This window comes from Photorhabdus sp. P32 (assembly GCF_038085095.1).
Taxonomy (GTDB): domain Bacteria; phylum Pseudomonadota; class Gammaproteobacteria; order Enterobacterales; family Enterobacteriaceae; genus Photorhabdus; species Photorhabdus luminescens.
In genome coordinates, this window is record NZ_JAZGJN010000229.1 from 1 (window position 1) to 14,957 (window position 14,957).

Annotated in this window: 20 protein-coding genes; 14 read left to right on the forward strand and 6 right to left on the reverse strand. The window is 43.7% G+C overall.

Annotation, left to right across the window (positions count from 1 at the left end):
* Positions 1-19: 19 nt before the first annotated feature.
* The 5 genes from V2H77_RS06230 to V2H77_RS06250 all read right to left on the reverse strand — a co-directional run bounded on the left by V2H77_RS06230 (position 20) and on the right by V2H77_RS06250 (position 4,874).
* A complete protein-coding gene (locus V2H77_RS06230; protein ID WP_341498127.1) occupies positions 20-1,192 on the reverse strand; it encodes an ExeA family protein in 1,173 nt (390 codons plus the stop codon).
* A 305-nt stretch (positions 1,193-1,497) separates the two neighbouring features.
* Positions 1,498-3,282, reverse strand: a complete 1,785-nt coding sequence (locus tag V2H77_RS06235; RefSeq protein ID WP_341498128.1) for an integrase — start codon at positions 3,280-3,282, stop codon at positions 1,498-1,500.
* A gap of 52 nt (positions 3,283-3,334) precedes the next feature.
* The gene (locus V2H77_RS06240; protein WP_445935464.1) at positions 3,335-4,291 is read right to left on the reverse strand and encodes a DUF3102 domain-containing protein; all 957 of its coding nucleotides are present in this window, start codon (positions 4,289-4,291) and stop codon (positions 3,335-3,337) included.
* A 19-nt stretch (positions 4,292-4,310) separates the two neighbouring features.
* A complete protein-coding gene (locus V2H77_RS06245) occupies positions 4,311-4,619 on the reverse strand; it encodes a helix-turn-helix domain-containing protein (protein WP_036843667.1) in 309 nt (102 codons plus the stop codon).
* A gap of 66 nt (positions 4,620-4,685) precedes the next feature.
* Complete coding sequence (locus V2H77_RS06250) at positions 4,686-4,874, reverse strand: DNA-binding protein (RefSeq protein WP_036843666.1); 189 nt, start codon at positions 4,872-4,874, stop codon at positions 4,686-4,688.
* 90 nt (positions 4,875-4,964) lie between these two features.
* Here V2H77_RS06250 and V2H77_RS06255 point away from each other — a divergent pair, with 90 nt between their 5' ends.
* The 4 genes from V2H77_RS06255 to V2H77_RS06270 are packed head-to-tail and all read left to right on the forward strand — an operon-like array spanning position 4,965 to position 6,849.
* Positions 4,965-5,381, forward strand: a complete 417-nt coding sequence (locus tag V2H77_RS06255; protein WP_088371066.1) for a helix-turn-helix domain-containing protein — start codon at positions 4,965-4,967, stop codon at positions 5,379-5,381.
* Positions 5,382-5,398: 17 nt separating this feature from the next.
* Positions 5,399-5,935: a hypothetical protein gene (locus tag V2H77_RS06260; protein WP_341498130.1), complete on the forward strand. Its 537-nt coding sequence runs from the start codon at positions 5,399-5,401 to the stop codon at positions 5,933-5,935.
* Positions 5,936-5,974: 39 nt separating this feature from the next.
* Positions 5,975-6,394, forward strand: a complete 420-nt coding sequence (locus V2H77_RS06265) for a hypothetical protein (RefSeq protein ID WP_341498131.1) — start codon at positions 5,975-5,977, stop codon at positions 6,392-6,394.
* A gap of 17 nt (positions 6,395-6,411) precedes the next feature.
* Positions 6,412-6,849, forward strand: coding sequence for a hypothetical protein (locus tag V2H77_RS06270; RefSeq protein WP_341498132.1), 438 nt, complete (start codon positions 6,412-6,414; stop codon positions 6,847-6,849).
* A gap of 47 nt (positions 6,850-6,896) precedes the next feature.
* On the opposite strand, the gene V2H77_RS06275 is transcribed toward V2H77_RS06270, so the two are convergent.
* Positions 6,897-7,667, reverse strand: a complete 771-nt coding sequence (locus tag V2H77_RS06275) for a DNA adenine methylase (protein ID WP_341498133.1) — start codon at positions 7,665-7,667, stop codon at positions 6,897-6,899.
* A 250-nt stretch (positions 7,668-7,917) separates the two neighbouring features.
* On the opposite strand from V2H77_RS06275, the gene V2H77_RS06280 reads away from it, so the two are divergent.
* From V2H77_RS06280 to V2H77_RS06325, 10 genes are read left to right on the forward strand one after another with little or no spacing between them, the layout of a single operon-like run.
* On the forward strand, positions 7,918-8,268 hold the full coding sequence (locus V2H77_RS06280; RefSeq protein WP_341498134.1) for a putative holin: 351 nt from the start codon (positions 7,918-7,920) through the stop codon (positions 8,266-8,268).
* A 2-nt stretch (positions 8,269-8,270) separates the two neighbouring features.
* A complete protein-coding gene (locus V2H77_RS06285) occupies positions 8,271-8,888 on the forward strand; it encodes a transglycosylase SLT domain-containing protein (RefSeq protein ID WP_341498135.1) in 618 nt (205 codons plus the stop codon).
* Positions 8,878-9,501 (forward strand): hypothetical protein, encoded by a 624-nt coding sequence (locus tag V2H77_RS06290; RefSeq protein ID WP_341498136.1) that lies wholly within the window; start codon positions 8,878-8,880, stop codon positions 9,499-9,501. Before V2H77_RS06285 ends, V2H77_RS06290 begins: the two co-directional genes overlap by 11 nt.
* Positions 9,498-9,830 (forward strand): hypothetical protein, encoded by a 333-nt coding sequence (locus V2H77_RS06295; protein ID WP_341498137.1) that lies wholly within the window; start codon positions 9,498-9,500, stop codon positions 9,828-9,830. Before V2H77_RS06290 ends, V2H77_RS06295 begins: the two co-directional genes overlap by 4 nt.
* A complete protein-coding gene (locus V2H77_RS06300; protein WP_341498138.1) occupies positions 9,823-10,134 on the forward strand; it encodes a hypothetical protein in 312 nt (103 codons plus the stop codon). Before V2H77_RS06295 ends, V2H77_RS06300 begins: the two co-directional genes overlap by 8 nt.
* Positions 10,134-10,679 carry a DUF3486 family protein gene (locus V2H77_RS06305; protein ID WP_341498139.1) on the forward strand — a complete coding sequence of 182 codons (546 nt, stop codon included), beginning with the start codon at positions 10,134-10,136 and terminating at the stop codon, positions 10,677-10,679. The genes V2H77_RS06300 and V2H77_RS06305 overlap by 1 nt, the downstream gene beginning before the upstream one ends.
* Positions 10,676-12,199, forward strand: a complete 1,524-nt coding sequence (locus tag V2H77_RS06310) for a hypothetical protein (protein ID WP_225816216.1) — start codon at positions 10,676-10,678, stop codon at positions 12,197-12,199. The genes V2H77_RS06305 and V2H77_RS06310 overlap by 4 nt, the downstream gene beginning before the upstream one ends.
* The gene (locus V2H77_RS06315) at positions 12,199-13,692 is read left to right on the forward strand and encodes a DUF935 domain-containing protein (RefSeq protein ID WP_341498140.1); all 1,494 of its coding nucleotides are present in this window, start codon (positions 12,199-12,201) and stop codon (positions 13,690-13,692) included. The genes V2H77_RS06310 and V2H77_RS06315 overlap by 1 nt, the downstream gene beginning before the upstream one ends.
* Entirely contained in the window at positions 13,673-14,503 is an 831-nt protein-coding gene (locus V2H77_RS06320) for a phage head morphogenesis protein (protein WP_341498141.1), read from the forward strand. The genes V2H77_RS06315 and V2H77_RS06320 overlap by 20 nt, the downstream gene beginning before the upstream one ends.
* Positions 14,496-14,945, forward strand: a complete 450-nt coding sequence (locus tag V2H77_RS06325) for a phage virion morphogenesis protein (RefSeq protein ID WP_225816213.1) — start codon at positions 14,496-14,498, stop codon at positions 14,943-14,945. The genes V2H77_RS06320 and V2H77_RS06325 overlap by 8 nt, the downstream gene beginning before the upstream one ends.
* Positions 14,946-14,957 lie beyond the last annotated feature (12 nt).

Below are 14,957 nucleotides of genomic sequence, written 5' to 3' on the forward strand. Positions count from 1 at the left end.
TTTTTCTCATAATGATATTTTAGCTAACACTGCGAATAATATTGGCATCAACCATAGATATCTCATTAATTGCAGCCATGTTCATCGCTGCAATAATCAGGTTTCCAATAGCTAATGGATATAATAAACTAACGGTCTCTTTACCGCTATGCCGACTAAGACATAAACGGTCACGGATAGCACCAATAGCGCTATTATCTAAGATCTTGTTAGTATTCATACCTACACGACCAAATTTAAAATCCAGAAATGTTTCCAGATAATCATTAAGAGGAAACAAATTAACAACCTCACAACGTTGTACTACTTCACGAACCTCTTGATTACGTTCCGATAGCTTTAATTCCAGCTCAGACTGACCAATCAAAATGATCGACAACAGTTTCTTAAATCCGTCTTCCAGTTCAAAGAACCGCTTAAGATGTTTTAATGTCGGTAAAGGCAACGAGTGTGCTTCTTCTATTATTAACACATGTTGATAACCAGCCCGAGAACTGTCTTTTAATGTTTTGTGCAACTGGCGGAAGCGCACTTCAGGCGATCGTTTCAGATTTTCCAACGGTGCCAGGGTATTCACAATAGCCTCAGCAATGTTTGATGCTTTCAAGGTCTTACCTTTTACGTCATTGTCTTCCATTGCCAGTACATAGGGTTCAATAACAATAACGGGGGCATTTTCCCTGTTAATACGGTCAATAAGATCACGACGCAGCGTCGTTTTACCTGAACCCGATTCCCCTGATACTGCCAAAAAACCACCATAGCGGGCTGTTTGATACATGGCTTCCCGTACATAACGGCTATCTGGAGTTACAAAAACATCTTCAGCACTTTGAATTGCACTATCTTCAAATGGATCACGAAATAAACCAAAATGCTTTTTCGTAGCTGGAAATAATACTTGTTTTTTTAGTAACATGTTTTCCTCCTCAGAAATGAGAGTTGTATTTTTATTATCGGCATAGGTATCTAATTTATCGGTTGCTTGTACCACCTCAAAACTTTTTGCGGTATCGATACCTTTTTTCGCCAAGAAATCAGTAATACGTTGACGAATTGCATCCACGTTCTGCCGTGGCCATATATTGTGATTAACAATTTGAGCCAACGCCGCCGCTGAAATTCCCGCAGCATTTGCTGTTGCACTTTGCGTTAACTGATGTGTTTGTAACTGTTGTTTAAACACCAGCATAATAATCCCTCCGTTAAGCGGCTACCTTGCGTACCCGACCAAAGATATATCGTTGCTGAACACCATATTCGTCAACAAGCATTACCTACATTTATTCCTGCATATGCCATTGATAATAATAGATAGCAATATCATTCCTTGGCCAAATATCCTGTATACTTCTTACGTTATCATGCATTTCACGAAAACAAACTGTGTCACTTTTATAAATAAACCTTAGTTGTAATTTGAGTTTCCAGTGAGGGTAGTGGATTATGAACTTTAATTGCCATTTATCCTTTTCCTTAAATATACGCCATGAAAAACTAATTACCGTTGACAATACTGCGTGTAACTGTTGTTGATTGCCCCATGAATTCATCAACCAACTCATCAATTTGATCTGTTGGAACACCATTAGGAAAGCGTTTAACTATTTGCTGATAAAATTCACCACACCATGTCTTGCCATGTGATTGGAACCGTTCACGTAAAATTTTGACAACATCAACTGGGTTCATAAGCTGTTCAATACGTGGACTATGTACCGTAGAAGCTTGTCCACGTTTTGGCATATATGTTGGTGCATCATTACGTTCAATATCCAAATATGGATCAAACCGACCATTGAGGGGTAGTGTTTTCAATTTACGTGCTATTTCAGTTTCAACCGTGCTATTTGTCCCCATGATTTTCTGTTCAATTTCGGCTAAATTACGTTGTGTAATTGTTTGAGGAATGGCCTTGAATTCACTACCAATTACAGGTGCACCGATGGCAAAGCCATACTCATCTTTAGTGACTTCATTAACAAGATGGAAAGCATCAAAGCCATCTTCACCAGTAATGACTACCTGTGCCTCTTCGTCACGCCACGGATTGCGGGTGATCATGATTGAATCACCAACACTTACGCCAGGAACGGTACTGACGTCATACTCACGCCCCCTGAAAGATACTCGCAAGGTTGCCTGTACTTTACGGCTTTCTGGTGCGCCAATTGCCAATTCACGACAAACGTTAATGGCAGGCGCTTTTACTAACTGTTCTGCTGTGATTTTTAGCCAGCAATCGGTACGGGTTTGTCCATGCCGGCTATGTATTGCACTGCGGTTAAACTTCATACGCCATAGCCGTGCCAGACGGTTCAGTTCATCAATATCATCAACCTGTCGAAAGCGTAAACCGGACTCGAAATTGCGTTCGATGATGTCACGCGCTTTTTCAACAGAGCCTGTAGCACGGGCGTTACGGGCCTTGTGTTGTATCATTTGAATGCCTAGAGCCTTACACAAGTTGCGTAGTGTAGGTGCTGTCAAAGCTGAACCGGGGTCAGTAAATAAAATTTGGGGTACACCGTGTAATACATCTGCGTCACCGCGATCTTGCATTGCGTTAATTAATACAGAAGTAAAATTCTGACTGGTTTCACCGCCAAATAAGTATTCAACATATATCCAGCCACTTGTATGATCTGTTAATTCAAACGACCAGACACGATCATTAATAATACGAGCCAGATTTTTCGGCTTATTTTTATTAAATTCAGCCACAGGCATCATGCGTAACCCACTGTCAACTCCATTGTTTTTATTTGGATTTTTTAGGTAATACAGTACACAAATTGAAGCGTCTAATTCCCATACATAATTGGGATGCAGGCTAGCCAATTGTAGGCTGGGTGCAGACACTTTCAGCTGTTCAGGATGAAGTTTGTACTGGCGTAATGCACGACTAATAGCGTCAATGGATAACGGAGAAAATTCGCCCGTTTCGGTATCAATATGGCCTGCATGAATCAGGCCGTTTGAACGCAGATCATTAACGGCCTGTTCGAGACTATATAACCGTTTCCCTGTATTACGAGTGGCCTCTATCAATATTCCTGAAATCAACGTTGCTTCTTCACGTGTTAGTGCGCTATTGCCTGCATCAGAACGTTTCTTACGTGGTTTTTTGCTAAAAACTTCACCGAGTTTTTTAATCAACGTTGAACGTGACATACACAGCTCTTCACAAGCCGCCCGATATATTGCCTCTTTACCGCCATGTCCGGCTTTATATGCTGCCTGTGCAATAGAAACTAATCGTTCGGTCATTGTGGTATTCATGTCATTGCCCTTATTCCTTCAGTTTCTTTTCAAGCATTTTTTCAATTCAGATTTATTCATGTGTCTCTTCCTTATCCATCCATTCTGGTCGTTTAAATCCTTCCTCTTCTGCCTCCGCACCTTCTTTAGCCCAATCAGGAACAATGCTGTGTTCTCTGTACTCAGGCAGATTAAAGTGATTACGTAGGTTACGAATTTTGACTTCAAGGTCATCAAGTACGCCTGCCATAAACCCAACATGGCTAATGTCGGTGCGTGTGGTATGACCATTAAGCGTTTCAAATCCATTGAAAAGATTGGTGATAGCGGCATCAACAGAAAAAGACAATGAATTAACCTCTTGTGTCAAAGCAGCACCTTCCTCTTCAGGTTTTTCATGATTAATTCGGCGCTGAAGTTTGTGCTGGATTGCAGATTTCTCCTCAATCAAATTACTAACAAGTTCCTTTTTTTCCTGCACCGTCTGGCGTGAGATTTCCAGATCAGCGCGTGTATCACGCAGGGTCTTACGTAGTTCGCGGACAGACATGCGATCAATATCATCTAATGTCAAACCTGCTACAGTGCCACCTTCAGCCAATTCTGACAGTTCATCATCATCTTCAAGCATCAACTCATACAGTTTGGAACGTCCCAAAAGCGAAAACGTTTTCGCTTTTGTTTCTAATCCAGGTGAAAGAAATTTGAGTGCAGCTTGTGCCATTTTTTGAGCAATTCGGGGTTCCAAGCCAAGTTGATCCTTAACGATGTCAACAAATTCACCATGAGGTTCATTCTCTTTAAGAATAATGAGGCGCTTCCCAGCTTCCAACATCGCTTCAGCACTCTGAGCCATATAGAAACGGGTTTCGTGAACGATACGTTCACGTTCATACGGCAGACCATCTCCAAACTGTTCCATGATTTGCAGGCGGTGTGTTGTCATAGCGTTGAGATTGACCTGCAGATCGTCAGCAAGTTGAACATCTTCGGCTAGTTTTACTGATGTTGTATTTTTTGAGCGTGCCATTGTATGAATCTCTTGTTAATTAATTTCTGCTACCAGCCAAAACGCGCTGATTCATTTCTGTAATTTTGGCTTGGGTGTTAGCCATTTCATTTGAGAACGATTGTGCTATTTGCAGTAATTGCATACCGGGTGCATATCTGCCGCTACCCAGTTTTTGCGCCAGCCCTTCTTCTATTAATGTATTTAGTGCACGATTAATATTTGCAGGAGATTCCCCCAGTAATTCCGCTAATTCACCATTACTCATCCCAGACAAGGAATGACCACGTAGAGCCTTAAGAACTCGTAATATGCGCGTACCAGAACTGGAAACGTTAATTTTGCGCATGTCACATTCTCCCTTTTCAATATGTGATAATCTGTTACATAGAGTGATAAAATAGTTAGGCTAAATTTAAATGCCTAAACTTGGCGTTTTCAGACCTAGCTTTACCGCTATTTCATGGGCCTTTCCGTAATTAGCTTTGGATTGTCCATTAAGAACTCGGTATACAGCTTCACGGGAATACCCGTTATCCTGTGCCCATTGGGTAATAGTGATGCCGTGTTGTTGAAAGCGGCTTTTAATTTTATCGGGTGTCATGCAATGGCCTCCGGTAATGCAATGATGTTTGTACGATATGTGACATTATTGTCCCATTAATGGGACTTGTAAAGGGTTTTGGTGACAAAAATGTCTCTTGGTGAGAGATTAAAAAAAGAGCGTGAGCGATTGGGGTTTAGTCAGTCTGATTTCGCGGAGATGGTTGGTGCATCAAGAAAATCACAGATAAGGTGGGAAAAAGATGAATCTGCACCAGGGGCTGATGCTATAAGCCTTTGGGCAAAAGCTGGTCTTGATGTGTTGTACCTGATCACAGGACAAGTTCAAAAGTCAGCCTCTACCGCTTACAAAAACAGTGAGATAGATGAAGAATTACTGGGAAAAATTGTTCATAAACTAGATTCGATGGCACGACAGGCTAATCGCCGCTGGACACCCGATGAACTCGTCCTGCAATCATCAAAAATATATAACTTTTTAATTAAAGAGTCGGCTGTCGATGACAGTAGAATTGAGAGAGTATTAAAACTGGTTGTTAATCATTAAAAAAATAAAGGATTTGCATGAACAGAAGAGATGAAGAATTACAAACATTAGCAGAACAAGTTTTTGATAGCCTTAAACAACTTCCCCAAGATGGACAGGAACGACAGATAACCATCAGTGTTGGTGGTAATAATCATGGCTCTATTCATGTAGGTTCAGTCGTCAATATTAACCCCGTACCATCTCGCTCGCGTGAGCTTCATGAAAGGGATAGTCGGGAGTTACTTGCTATAAAACGAGAATTACTTATAAAAAATAAAGATGCTAAATGGCGTTATTACATTAATACACCTTGCTTGCTATTACTTAGCCTCGTGCTTATACCATTTACGTTTCCCCTATGGAATGCTTATATGATGTTTTTTGGTGGAGGATCTACTAATGTATTGGCAGTTAATGATAAGACATTAATAATTTTTATCTCTTGGACCGTACTGATAATGATTTGTGGAAAAAACATGGACAAGAACAGGAAGATAGAAAATAGGATAATAGGTGAAAATAAGAATGTTATTGATACCATAGACGTAATCTTGCGACGTAGAAATTCTTAAAAATATAGTTATTTTTTATTTTATATAAGGGTATGAGCTGTGCGTAAGTTATTAATTCCCGCAATATTTATTTTGGCGGGGTGTAGTGATGGAACAGAAAATAGCGTTCAGATTGAGTCTGAAAAAGCTCCAGCCCCTGTGTTCTCAATAGCAACAGATGATCCCACTATCAATCAATTATTGCCAACTATTAGAAAAATGTGCCCAGGATTGGATAAATACTCTGATCAATTTACTGACATCACAGTTTACGAAAACAGTTATCCTTCACGCACAACTATCAAATTTCATATTGATGAAAATGCCAAACTGCCCAATGATTATATAGCTAATGGGAATAATTGTTTTCTTGATATAGAAGATAACGAAACAGTTTTATCTATATCTAAATCAGCTTGCCAATCTGTTTGTTTAGATCAACAGAATGTACCTGGTGGAACGTTGAAATTGAAACTTTAGAAACAAATAAGGTATTTATGTCTACTACAAACATAGAAAAATTTAATGAAATTGTAGGTATTATATTTGGGAAATTATATGAGTCATTTCCTTTAAAGATAGATCTTTTATCCACAGAGATAATCGGTGAACCCCTTCAATATTCTGCTGGAACATACTCTGACGAACTTTGTACTACAGTAGAAGATCATAGATTTTTTCTGGATACCGCGGATTGGCTCATGACGAATGGTTATTTGGCAGGGACTATGAGCTCTGAAGGTTGTCATAGAGCCGTATTAACCGCTGAGGGTTTAGAAGTTCTCAAAGTAATCCCTGATAGCTTAGAAACTCCATTAGGTGATCAAATTAAGGAAACATTGAAGACTGAAGGTAAAGAAGCATTAAGGTCTTTAGTTAGCCAAACTCTTGGAATAGGTTTACAGTTTGTGTCCCGTTCTATTGGCTTGGGTTAAAGGTAAAAAATGGCAAAGCAAATATATTGCCTTGCCATTCTCGGTTATTAGAAATTACAAATGATCAGCTCTTTACTCTGTTTAACTTTCCCCGTAACTTTTAAGTTGTAACCGATATTAACTGCTTGCATTGTCAACCCTTTGAACGCCTTGCGCATTTCTGGAATATCGTTCACCGAAACCACCATTTTCCCTCGGATGGTATGTGCTAATTCTGCTAATAGATCATAGTTCTCAAGCCCGAACTCTATACCATATCCCTCTGTACCCCAATATGGAGGATCACAATAAAACAGTGTATGCGGTCTGTCGTACCGCTGGATGCATTGTGCCCAATCCATATTTTCAATGATCGTTCTTGCCAGTCTTAGGTGAGCCATTGATAATTCTTCTTCTATTCTGAGCAAATTAAATCGCGGTGGACTGGTGGTGGAAGTTCCAAAAGTATGTTCAGCAACCTTACCGCCAAATGCCTGCTTTTGGAGATAATAGAAACGCGCTGCTCTCTGAATATCGGTTAGCGTTTCTTCGGGGGTAATCTGTAACCATTTATAAATTTGGCGGCTGACCAATGCCCATTTAAATTGCCGGACAAACTCTTCCAAGTGATGTTTTATCACGCGATAAAGATTCACCAACTCACCATTAATATCATTAATCACTTCACATTTGCTCGGTACTTTTAGGAAATACAGTGCAGCAGCACCACAGAACGGTTCGACATAACAGGTATGCTCAGGAAATAACGGTAAAATATGTTTTGCTAATCGGCGTTTACCACCAATCCACGGAACGATGGGTAAAGCTTGTTCTTTCATTATCCGTAAGCCTTTTCCATTAGCTGAAAATGAGCCAGGCTTTTCCGGTCATCAATAATCAATAACGGAAAGAGCCTAGGTTGACTCACAGTACATACCTGTGAGTTGATAGCCTACCCAGTGTTCGAGCGTTAGGTAGGTCGCTCTTATCCTGTCTTTTACTTTTCTGATGCGCTCTTAACGCCCTTTAAAATCCTTTTCCCAATAAATTGGCAAAACTGTTTCCATCAACGACTATGGAGACAGTTCAGTGAAAACTTTCAAATCGTTTATATCACTTATCAAAAAATTACGCCTCGGTGGTTGGTTGTTAACAGCTGTTCTATTGCTGCTTACTATCGGTTTGGCTTCCCCCCAGCAAGTCCCCGTCGTGATCTACAAATTGGCGCTTATTGCTCTGGCTGTTGTCTTGGGGTATTGGCTAGACCGCAGTTTATTCCCGAAAGCAAGGCCCGGTCAGTATCTGAAACATGATGAGATACTCATGAAAGAAGGAAAATATCCCGTTCAGACTGGCTACCATCTGGTGTTTTCTGCCGTTTTGATACGCCGTGCACTGATTGTTGCCGCCACCTGTCTGAGCGTAGCTACAGGGTTATGATTATGAATTGGCGGCAGATTATCGGAATTGTACTGTTATGGTGTGGCGGTATGGTCAGCCCAGCATTGGCTAACGAACCACCACACCGTTCGCAGCAATACCGCAATGACTTAATACGTGCTTCTCGTGTGATCTGGGGATTGAATGCACCTGTAGCTGATTTTGCCGCTCAGTTGCATCAAGAGAGTGGTTGGAAATCACGAGCAGTTTCTCCTGTCGGTGCTCAGGGCATGGCTCAATTCATGCCTGCAACCGCAGACTGGATCGGTCAACGTATCCCTGAATTATCCAATAAAGATCCCTTCAATCCAGTCTGGTCTATACGGGCAATGGTTCACTATGACCATTGGCTATGGCAACGCATTAAAGCTGCCGATAAGTGCCAAAGAATGGCAATGGTGCTGTCTTCCTATAACGGAGGTTTAGGCTGGTTACTACAGGATAAGCAGAAAACCGAAGAAGTTGGTCTCAATCCGTGGGTCTGGTTCGGTCACGTTGAATTTCAGAACGCAGGGCGCCGGGCCTCAGCATGGAAGGAGAATCGTTATTATCCCCGACGCATATTACTGGCACTCGCACCGCGCTATTTGGCTTGGGGAGGTGCTAGCTGTGCCAGTTAAATTGTGGGCTAAACCTGTTGTATTGATTTTGTCGCTAATTGGCATGTTCGCTTTGGCTCATTGGAGAGGCCATACCACAGGCTTTCAGAAAGCAACGGAGACCGGAAATACCGCATTGGCACAACAGAAAGCCGAATTTCTCCTACTGGAAAAACAACGGACAGAACGGGAACTGGCAGCGCTTAATGCTTTGCAGAAACGTTACCAAATGCAGGTTAATACGGCGCATCAGGCAGAAGCTAATTATCTCAATGACATTGAACGACTCCGCACTCAAAACCAGCAACTCAAGAGGAAGATTGACCATGTTACTCAACGTTGGATGGATGAAAAACAACAATTTCATCCCGTTAATTGCGTGTTTACTCGTGGCTTCGTGCAGCAATACAACGCCGCCTTCGGCCTGTCCAGTGAACAAATTCGTCCTACCTCCGTTACCTCCGGCGCTGATGAAACGTCCCGTGGAAATGAAAGCTCTGGTGCCCAGCTACGGCCATCCGATATCACACAACGAGATATCCTCTCCAATATCATTGACAACGGAGAACAGTGTCTTGCATTGAAAGCGCAGGTTAATGGCCTGTTGGATTACATCAAAGGATTACAACAATGACACTACAAATTGAATTTTGGGCTGTCGTAGGTTTTCTGCTCTCTTTTCTCGGTTTTGTGTTTGGTATCGCAAAGTGGTTATTCACTAAAGCGGAAGAACGGCAGGATGAACGACATGCATCGTTAGAACTGGCGCTTAAAAATTCCGTAGACAATTGGTCCCAGCTCGAACGCGAGTTCATGCAATTCAAAGCTGAACTCCCTCTGAACTATGTACGCCGTGAAGATTACATTCGTGGTCAGACAGTAATTGAAGCAAAACTGGATGCACTTTATAGCAAATTAGAGGTGGTGCAGCAGCACCGAATTGCCGGAGGTCAAAATGATTGATGTTGCCCGTGTTCGTCGTGAATCATTGCGCTGGAGTCTGTTGGTCGCACTGAATAAAACCCGCCCATATACCGCCAGTGAAACGCTGTTATTGGATATATCTCGCGCGATTTATCCTGACGTCACTGCATTGGAATTACGGAAAGAATTGGATTATCTGGCAGGCAGTCAATTAATTGACCTCAATAAACAGCCATCGGGTAGTTGGTTTGCTGACTTAACTCGGATTGGTGTTGATGTCGTTGAATATACGGTCGAATGCTGTCTTGGTATTGCTCGCCCTGAAAAATACTGGAGTGAATAATGGCGCGTCGAAGCACAATCGATAAACTCCCTGAAGACGTTCGGCGCTGGTTGGAGCGGGCGTTGACTGAATCAGGGTTTAGTAGATACCAAGAACTCGAAACCTTACTGCGTGATCAAGGTTATGTAATCAGTAAGTCCGCTATTCACCGTTATGGACAAAAAATAGAAAAGCGATACGGTGCAATACGGGCGGCAACAGAAGCAGCACGGATGCTGACAGAAGGTGCAGTGGATGATCAAGATGCACGTTCTGAGGCTGTGATTGCTTTAATTCAGACTGAACTTTTTGAAAGTATTATTCAACTCCAGGAGGCTGAAGAAGGAGAAATTAATCCGAAAGAACGCGTCACATTGCTCTCAAAGGTTGCGAAAAACGTAGCTACACTTTCTCGTGCTAGCGTGAATCTGAAAAAATTCCAATCTGAAGTCCGGGCACGGGCTGAAGCTGCTGCAAGTAATGCAGAGAAAATTGCACGCAAAGGTGGATTATCTACCGAAGCAGTTGCTGCATTACGTCGGGAAATATTGGGAATTGCTACATGAATCAGCTTGCACCTGTCCTACCAGATACTTCCTCAATAGCAGCACCTGTCGTCTTATTACCATACCAGCAACGATGGGTGGCCGATTCGTCTCCTCTTAAAGTCAATGAGAAGAGTCGTCGAACGGGAATTACTTGGGCTGAAGCGTCAGATAATGTACTCATCGCTGCATCTTCTACTGCTGCTGGTGGCATGAATGTGTATTACATCGCCTATAACCAAGATATGACCGTTGAATATATTCAAGCCTGTGCAATGTGGGCTCGTGCCTTCAACTATGCAGCCAGTGAAATTGAGGAAGGGTTCTGGGAAGAAGACGAAGATGATAAGCACATCAAAACCTTCACTATCAAATTCCCAGACTCTGGATTCCGTGTAGTGGCGCTTTCTAGCCGTCCGTCTAACTTGCGTGGCCGTCAGGGGATCATTGTCATTGATGAGGCTGCTTTCCACGAACAGCTCGATGAATTACTGAAAGCGGCACTAGCCATGCTTATCTGGGGCGGTAAAGTGCGAGTGATCTCCACCCATAACGGAGATAGCAACTTGTTTAATGAGTTGCTGAACGATATCCGGGCAGGACGCAGGGACGGTGTTATCCACCGTATTACCTTTAAGGAGGCTGTAGCTGAAGGACTATTTCACCGTGTCTGCTTACGTACCGGACGTGAATGGTCACAAGAGGCTGAACAACAGTGGATGATGTCGGTATACAAATTCTACGGAGCCGGGGCATCAGAAGAATTGGATTGTATTCCTGCTAATGGTGGCGGAGCTTGGTTGTCCCGCGCTTTGATTGAATCTCGGATGTCTCCCGATACGCCAGTACTGCGACTGACTTGCCCGAAAGGATATGAGCTTAAATACGATGAAATACGCCGCATAGATACCGAAGAGTGGCTAAAAGCCAACCTGAAGCCGTTGCTAGATGCATTGCCTTCTGATGCTCGTTCGTTTCTGGGACGCGATTTTGGCCGCAGTGGCGATTTGTCCGTGGATTATCCATTGCTGCAACAAAAAAATCTGGTACGCAGAGTGCCGTTCGTGTTGGAACTGCGCAACGTGCCATTCAAACAACAGGAGCAAATCACTTGGTATCTAATGGATGGACTTCCTAATTTACTGGGTGCAGCCTTTGATGCCCGTGGTAACGGTGCTTATTTGGCTGAATATGCCATGCAAAAATATGGCGCCAGCCGTGTGCAGCAAGTCATGCCCACCGAAGGTTGGTACCGTGACAATATGCCCCCGGTGAAGGCTGCGCTGGAAGACGGCAATCTGGAGGCACTGCCAAAGGATGAAGACACTTTGGATGATCTGAGGGCAGTACAGGTTATTAACGGTGTTCCCCGTGTACCTGATCAGCGCTCAAAAGCAAAAGCGGACGGCGGCAAGCGCCACGGTGATGCAGCGATAGCCCTTGCTCTGGCGTACTTCGCCAGCCGTGAAATTAACAAAGGTCCGGTAAAGGCAAGTTCCCGCCGTCGTCGTCAGTCTGCACGTATGCTGGAGGGATATTAATGGCTCGTGGTATCTGGGTTTCACCAACAGAATTTATTAACTTTTCCAAATCAAAGCAGTCGTTCACTGAACAAATTGCATCGCGTAGCCGTTCCATTGACTTCTACAGTCTGGGGACATATCTACCTAATCCTGATCCTATTCTCAAAGCCCAAGGGCGGGATATTCGTATCTATCGTGAATTACGTACTGATCCTCTAGTTGGTGGATGTATTCGCCGCCGCAAGGCCGGAGTGAAAGCACTGGAGCGTGGTGTAGAACGCAGCAATGCCCCTGTGCAAGTCTTTAACTTTATCCGCGACATGCTGGCGGACTTGGATATGTCACGTATCATTGGCGAAATGCATGACGCTGTTCTGTACGGCTATCAGCCTTGTGAATTGATGTGGAGTCAGCATCAATCATGGTCAGTGATAGATATCGTTAGTAAGCCGCCTGACTGGTTCCACTATGACCGTGATAACCAACTGCGTTTTCGTGCTCGTGATGCAGGTGTTGAGGGAGAACGGGTTCCTCTCTATAAATTTGTAACGCCACGTCAAGACGCTACTTATGACAACCCTTACGGATTTCCAGATTTATCAATGTGCTTCTGGCCCGTCACCTTTAAGAAAGGCGGCATGAAGTTTTGGGTACGCTTTGCCGAGAAGTATGGTTCACCGTGGGTAATTGGAAAACATCCACGAGGTACGCCACAAAGTGAAATTGATCTGTTATTGGATTCGATGGAAGCAATGATTGATGATGCAGTTGCCGCCATTCCTGATGATTCCTCCGTTGAGATTAAAGAGGCAGCAGGTAAATCAGACAGCAGTGATATTTATCAGAACTTAATTACCGTTGCTCGCAGTGAGATCTCCATTGCGTTACTGGGACAAAACCAAACGACCGAAGCAAACAGCAATAAAGCCTCTGCACAAGCGGGATTGGAGGTAACGGATGATATTCGTGATGCTGATGTTGACGTTATCACCAGCGCCATTAATCAGGCTATACGCTGGGTCGTAGAACTGAACTTCGGTAACGTTGAATGTCCGGTCTATCGTCTTTGGGAACAGCAATCGGTTGATGAAACACAGGCTAATCGTGACGTTAAGTTGAGTCAGGCGGGTGTCAGATTTACTCCGCAATACTGGAAACGCGAATATCAATTGCAGGATGGGGATATTGATGAAACAACCTTGTCAACCACGCCTACTCCACCACTCCCACTGGCGTTTTCTGAAGCTGTGAACGCAGATTTAGCAGCACAGGACACCTTAGATGAAGCGCTGGATATTTTGATGAATGAAGGATCATTGAATGAATCGTTGAAATCTCTACTGGCTCCTTTGTTCCATCGTGTTCAAAACGGTGCTAATCCCAGCGATCTTATAGGAGAGTTAGCCGAGTTTTATCCACAAATGGACGCAGATGGTTTGCAAGAGCGGCTAGCGCGGGTTTTGTTTGTGTCTAACATTTGGGGGCGCTTGCATGAGCATAACCACGCCTGAACTGGCGTATTGCATGACATTACCTCCCAAGCGAGCCATTGGTTATCTGCAATCTAAGGGCTACAAGATAACGTGGGATTGGGAAGAGCTTTGGCAAGAGACTCACTCCCGTGCATTCACGGTGGCGAAAGTCACGCGTCTGGATATTCTGGAAGATATTCACCAAGTGCTACAACAGGCACTGGATGAAGGCAAGACTGATCGTTGGTTTCGCCAGGAGCTGGAGCCAACATTAAGACGTAAGGGATGGTGGGGAACGAAAGAAACCGATGACCCCGTTACAGGGGAACGTGTCACTGTTCAGCAAGGTAGCCCGTGGCGCCTTGATACTATCTTTCGTACCAACATGTCAGTGCTGTACAGTGCAGGCCGTTGGGCCGAACAAATGGAAAATGTTGATGACCGACCGTACTGGATGTATACAGGGATCAACGATAACTATACACGCAAGGGCCATCTCGCATTGCATGGTTTGGTATTTCGCTCTGACGACCCATTTTGGCAAGCTTTCTATCCTCCTAATGGTTGGCGTTGCCGTTGCAGTGTGATTGCTCTCAGTCATGATGACGTTCGTGCCAGAGGGATGAAAGTTATGAATTCAGGTAAAGCAATGGGCTGGGAGTTGAAATTGGTTTCACAAAAAACAGGTGAGATGCAGCCCGTTGCTACATTCAACACAGGTATAACAAAAGTGGCGACTGATGTAGGTTGGTCATATTCGCCGGGGGCAGCATATCGTCCCGATTTGACCAGATATCAGGGAGAGCTATCTGGACTGGCCCGCCGCGAACTGAGAGGACATAATGGGTAATCTTACTATCACCATTAATGATGAAGACCTAAGACGTGGATTACGGGCATTAGAATTGGCTGCTAATGATCTGACACCTGCCATGCGTAAAATTGCTGGGACATTGTCAGCAGAAACCGCCTTTAACTTTGAAGCTGAAGGACGTCCGGCATGGATACCCTCTGTAGCTGCAAAGGAACGTGGTGGTCAAACGCTGCAAAAAACTGCTCGTTTGATGCGTTCAGTCAGTACCCACTATGATGCCCATACGGCAGTTGTCGGTACAAACTTAGTCTACGGGCGTATTCATCAATTGGGAGGTAAAACTGGCCGTAATCAATCTTTATTGCTACCAGCCCGGCCTTATCTGCCCGTAACAGAACAAGGCGAATTATCACCAGATGCAGCAAGAGCTGTATTAAGCACCATTCAACGACATCTTGAATCAGCGGCGCATCGTTAAACTTTTCCTCCC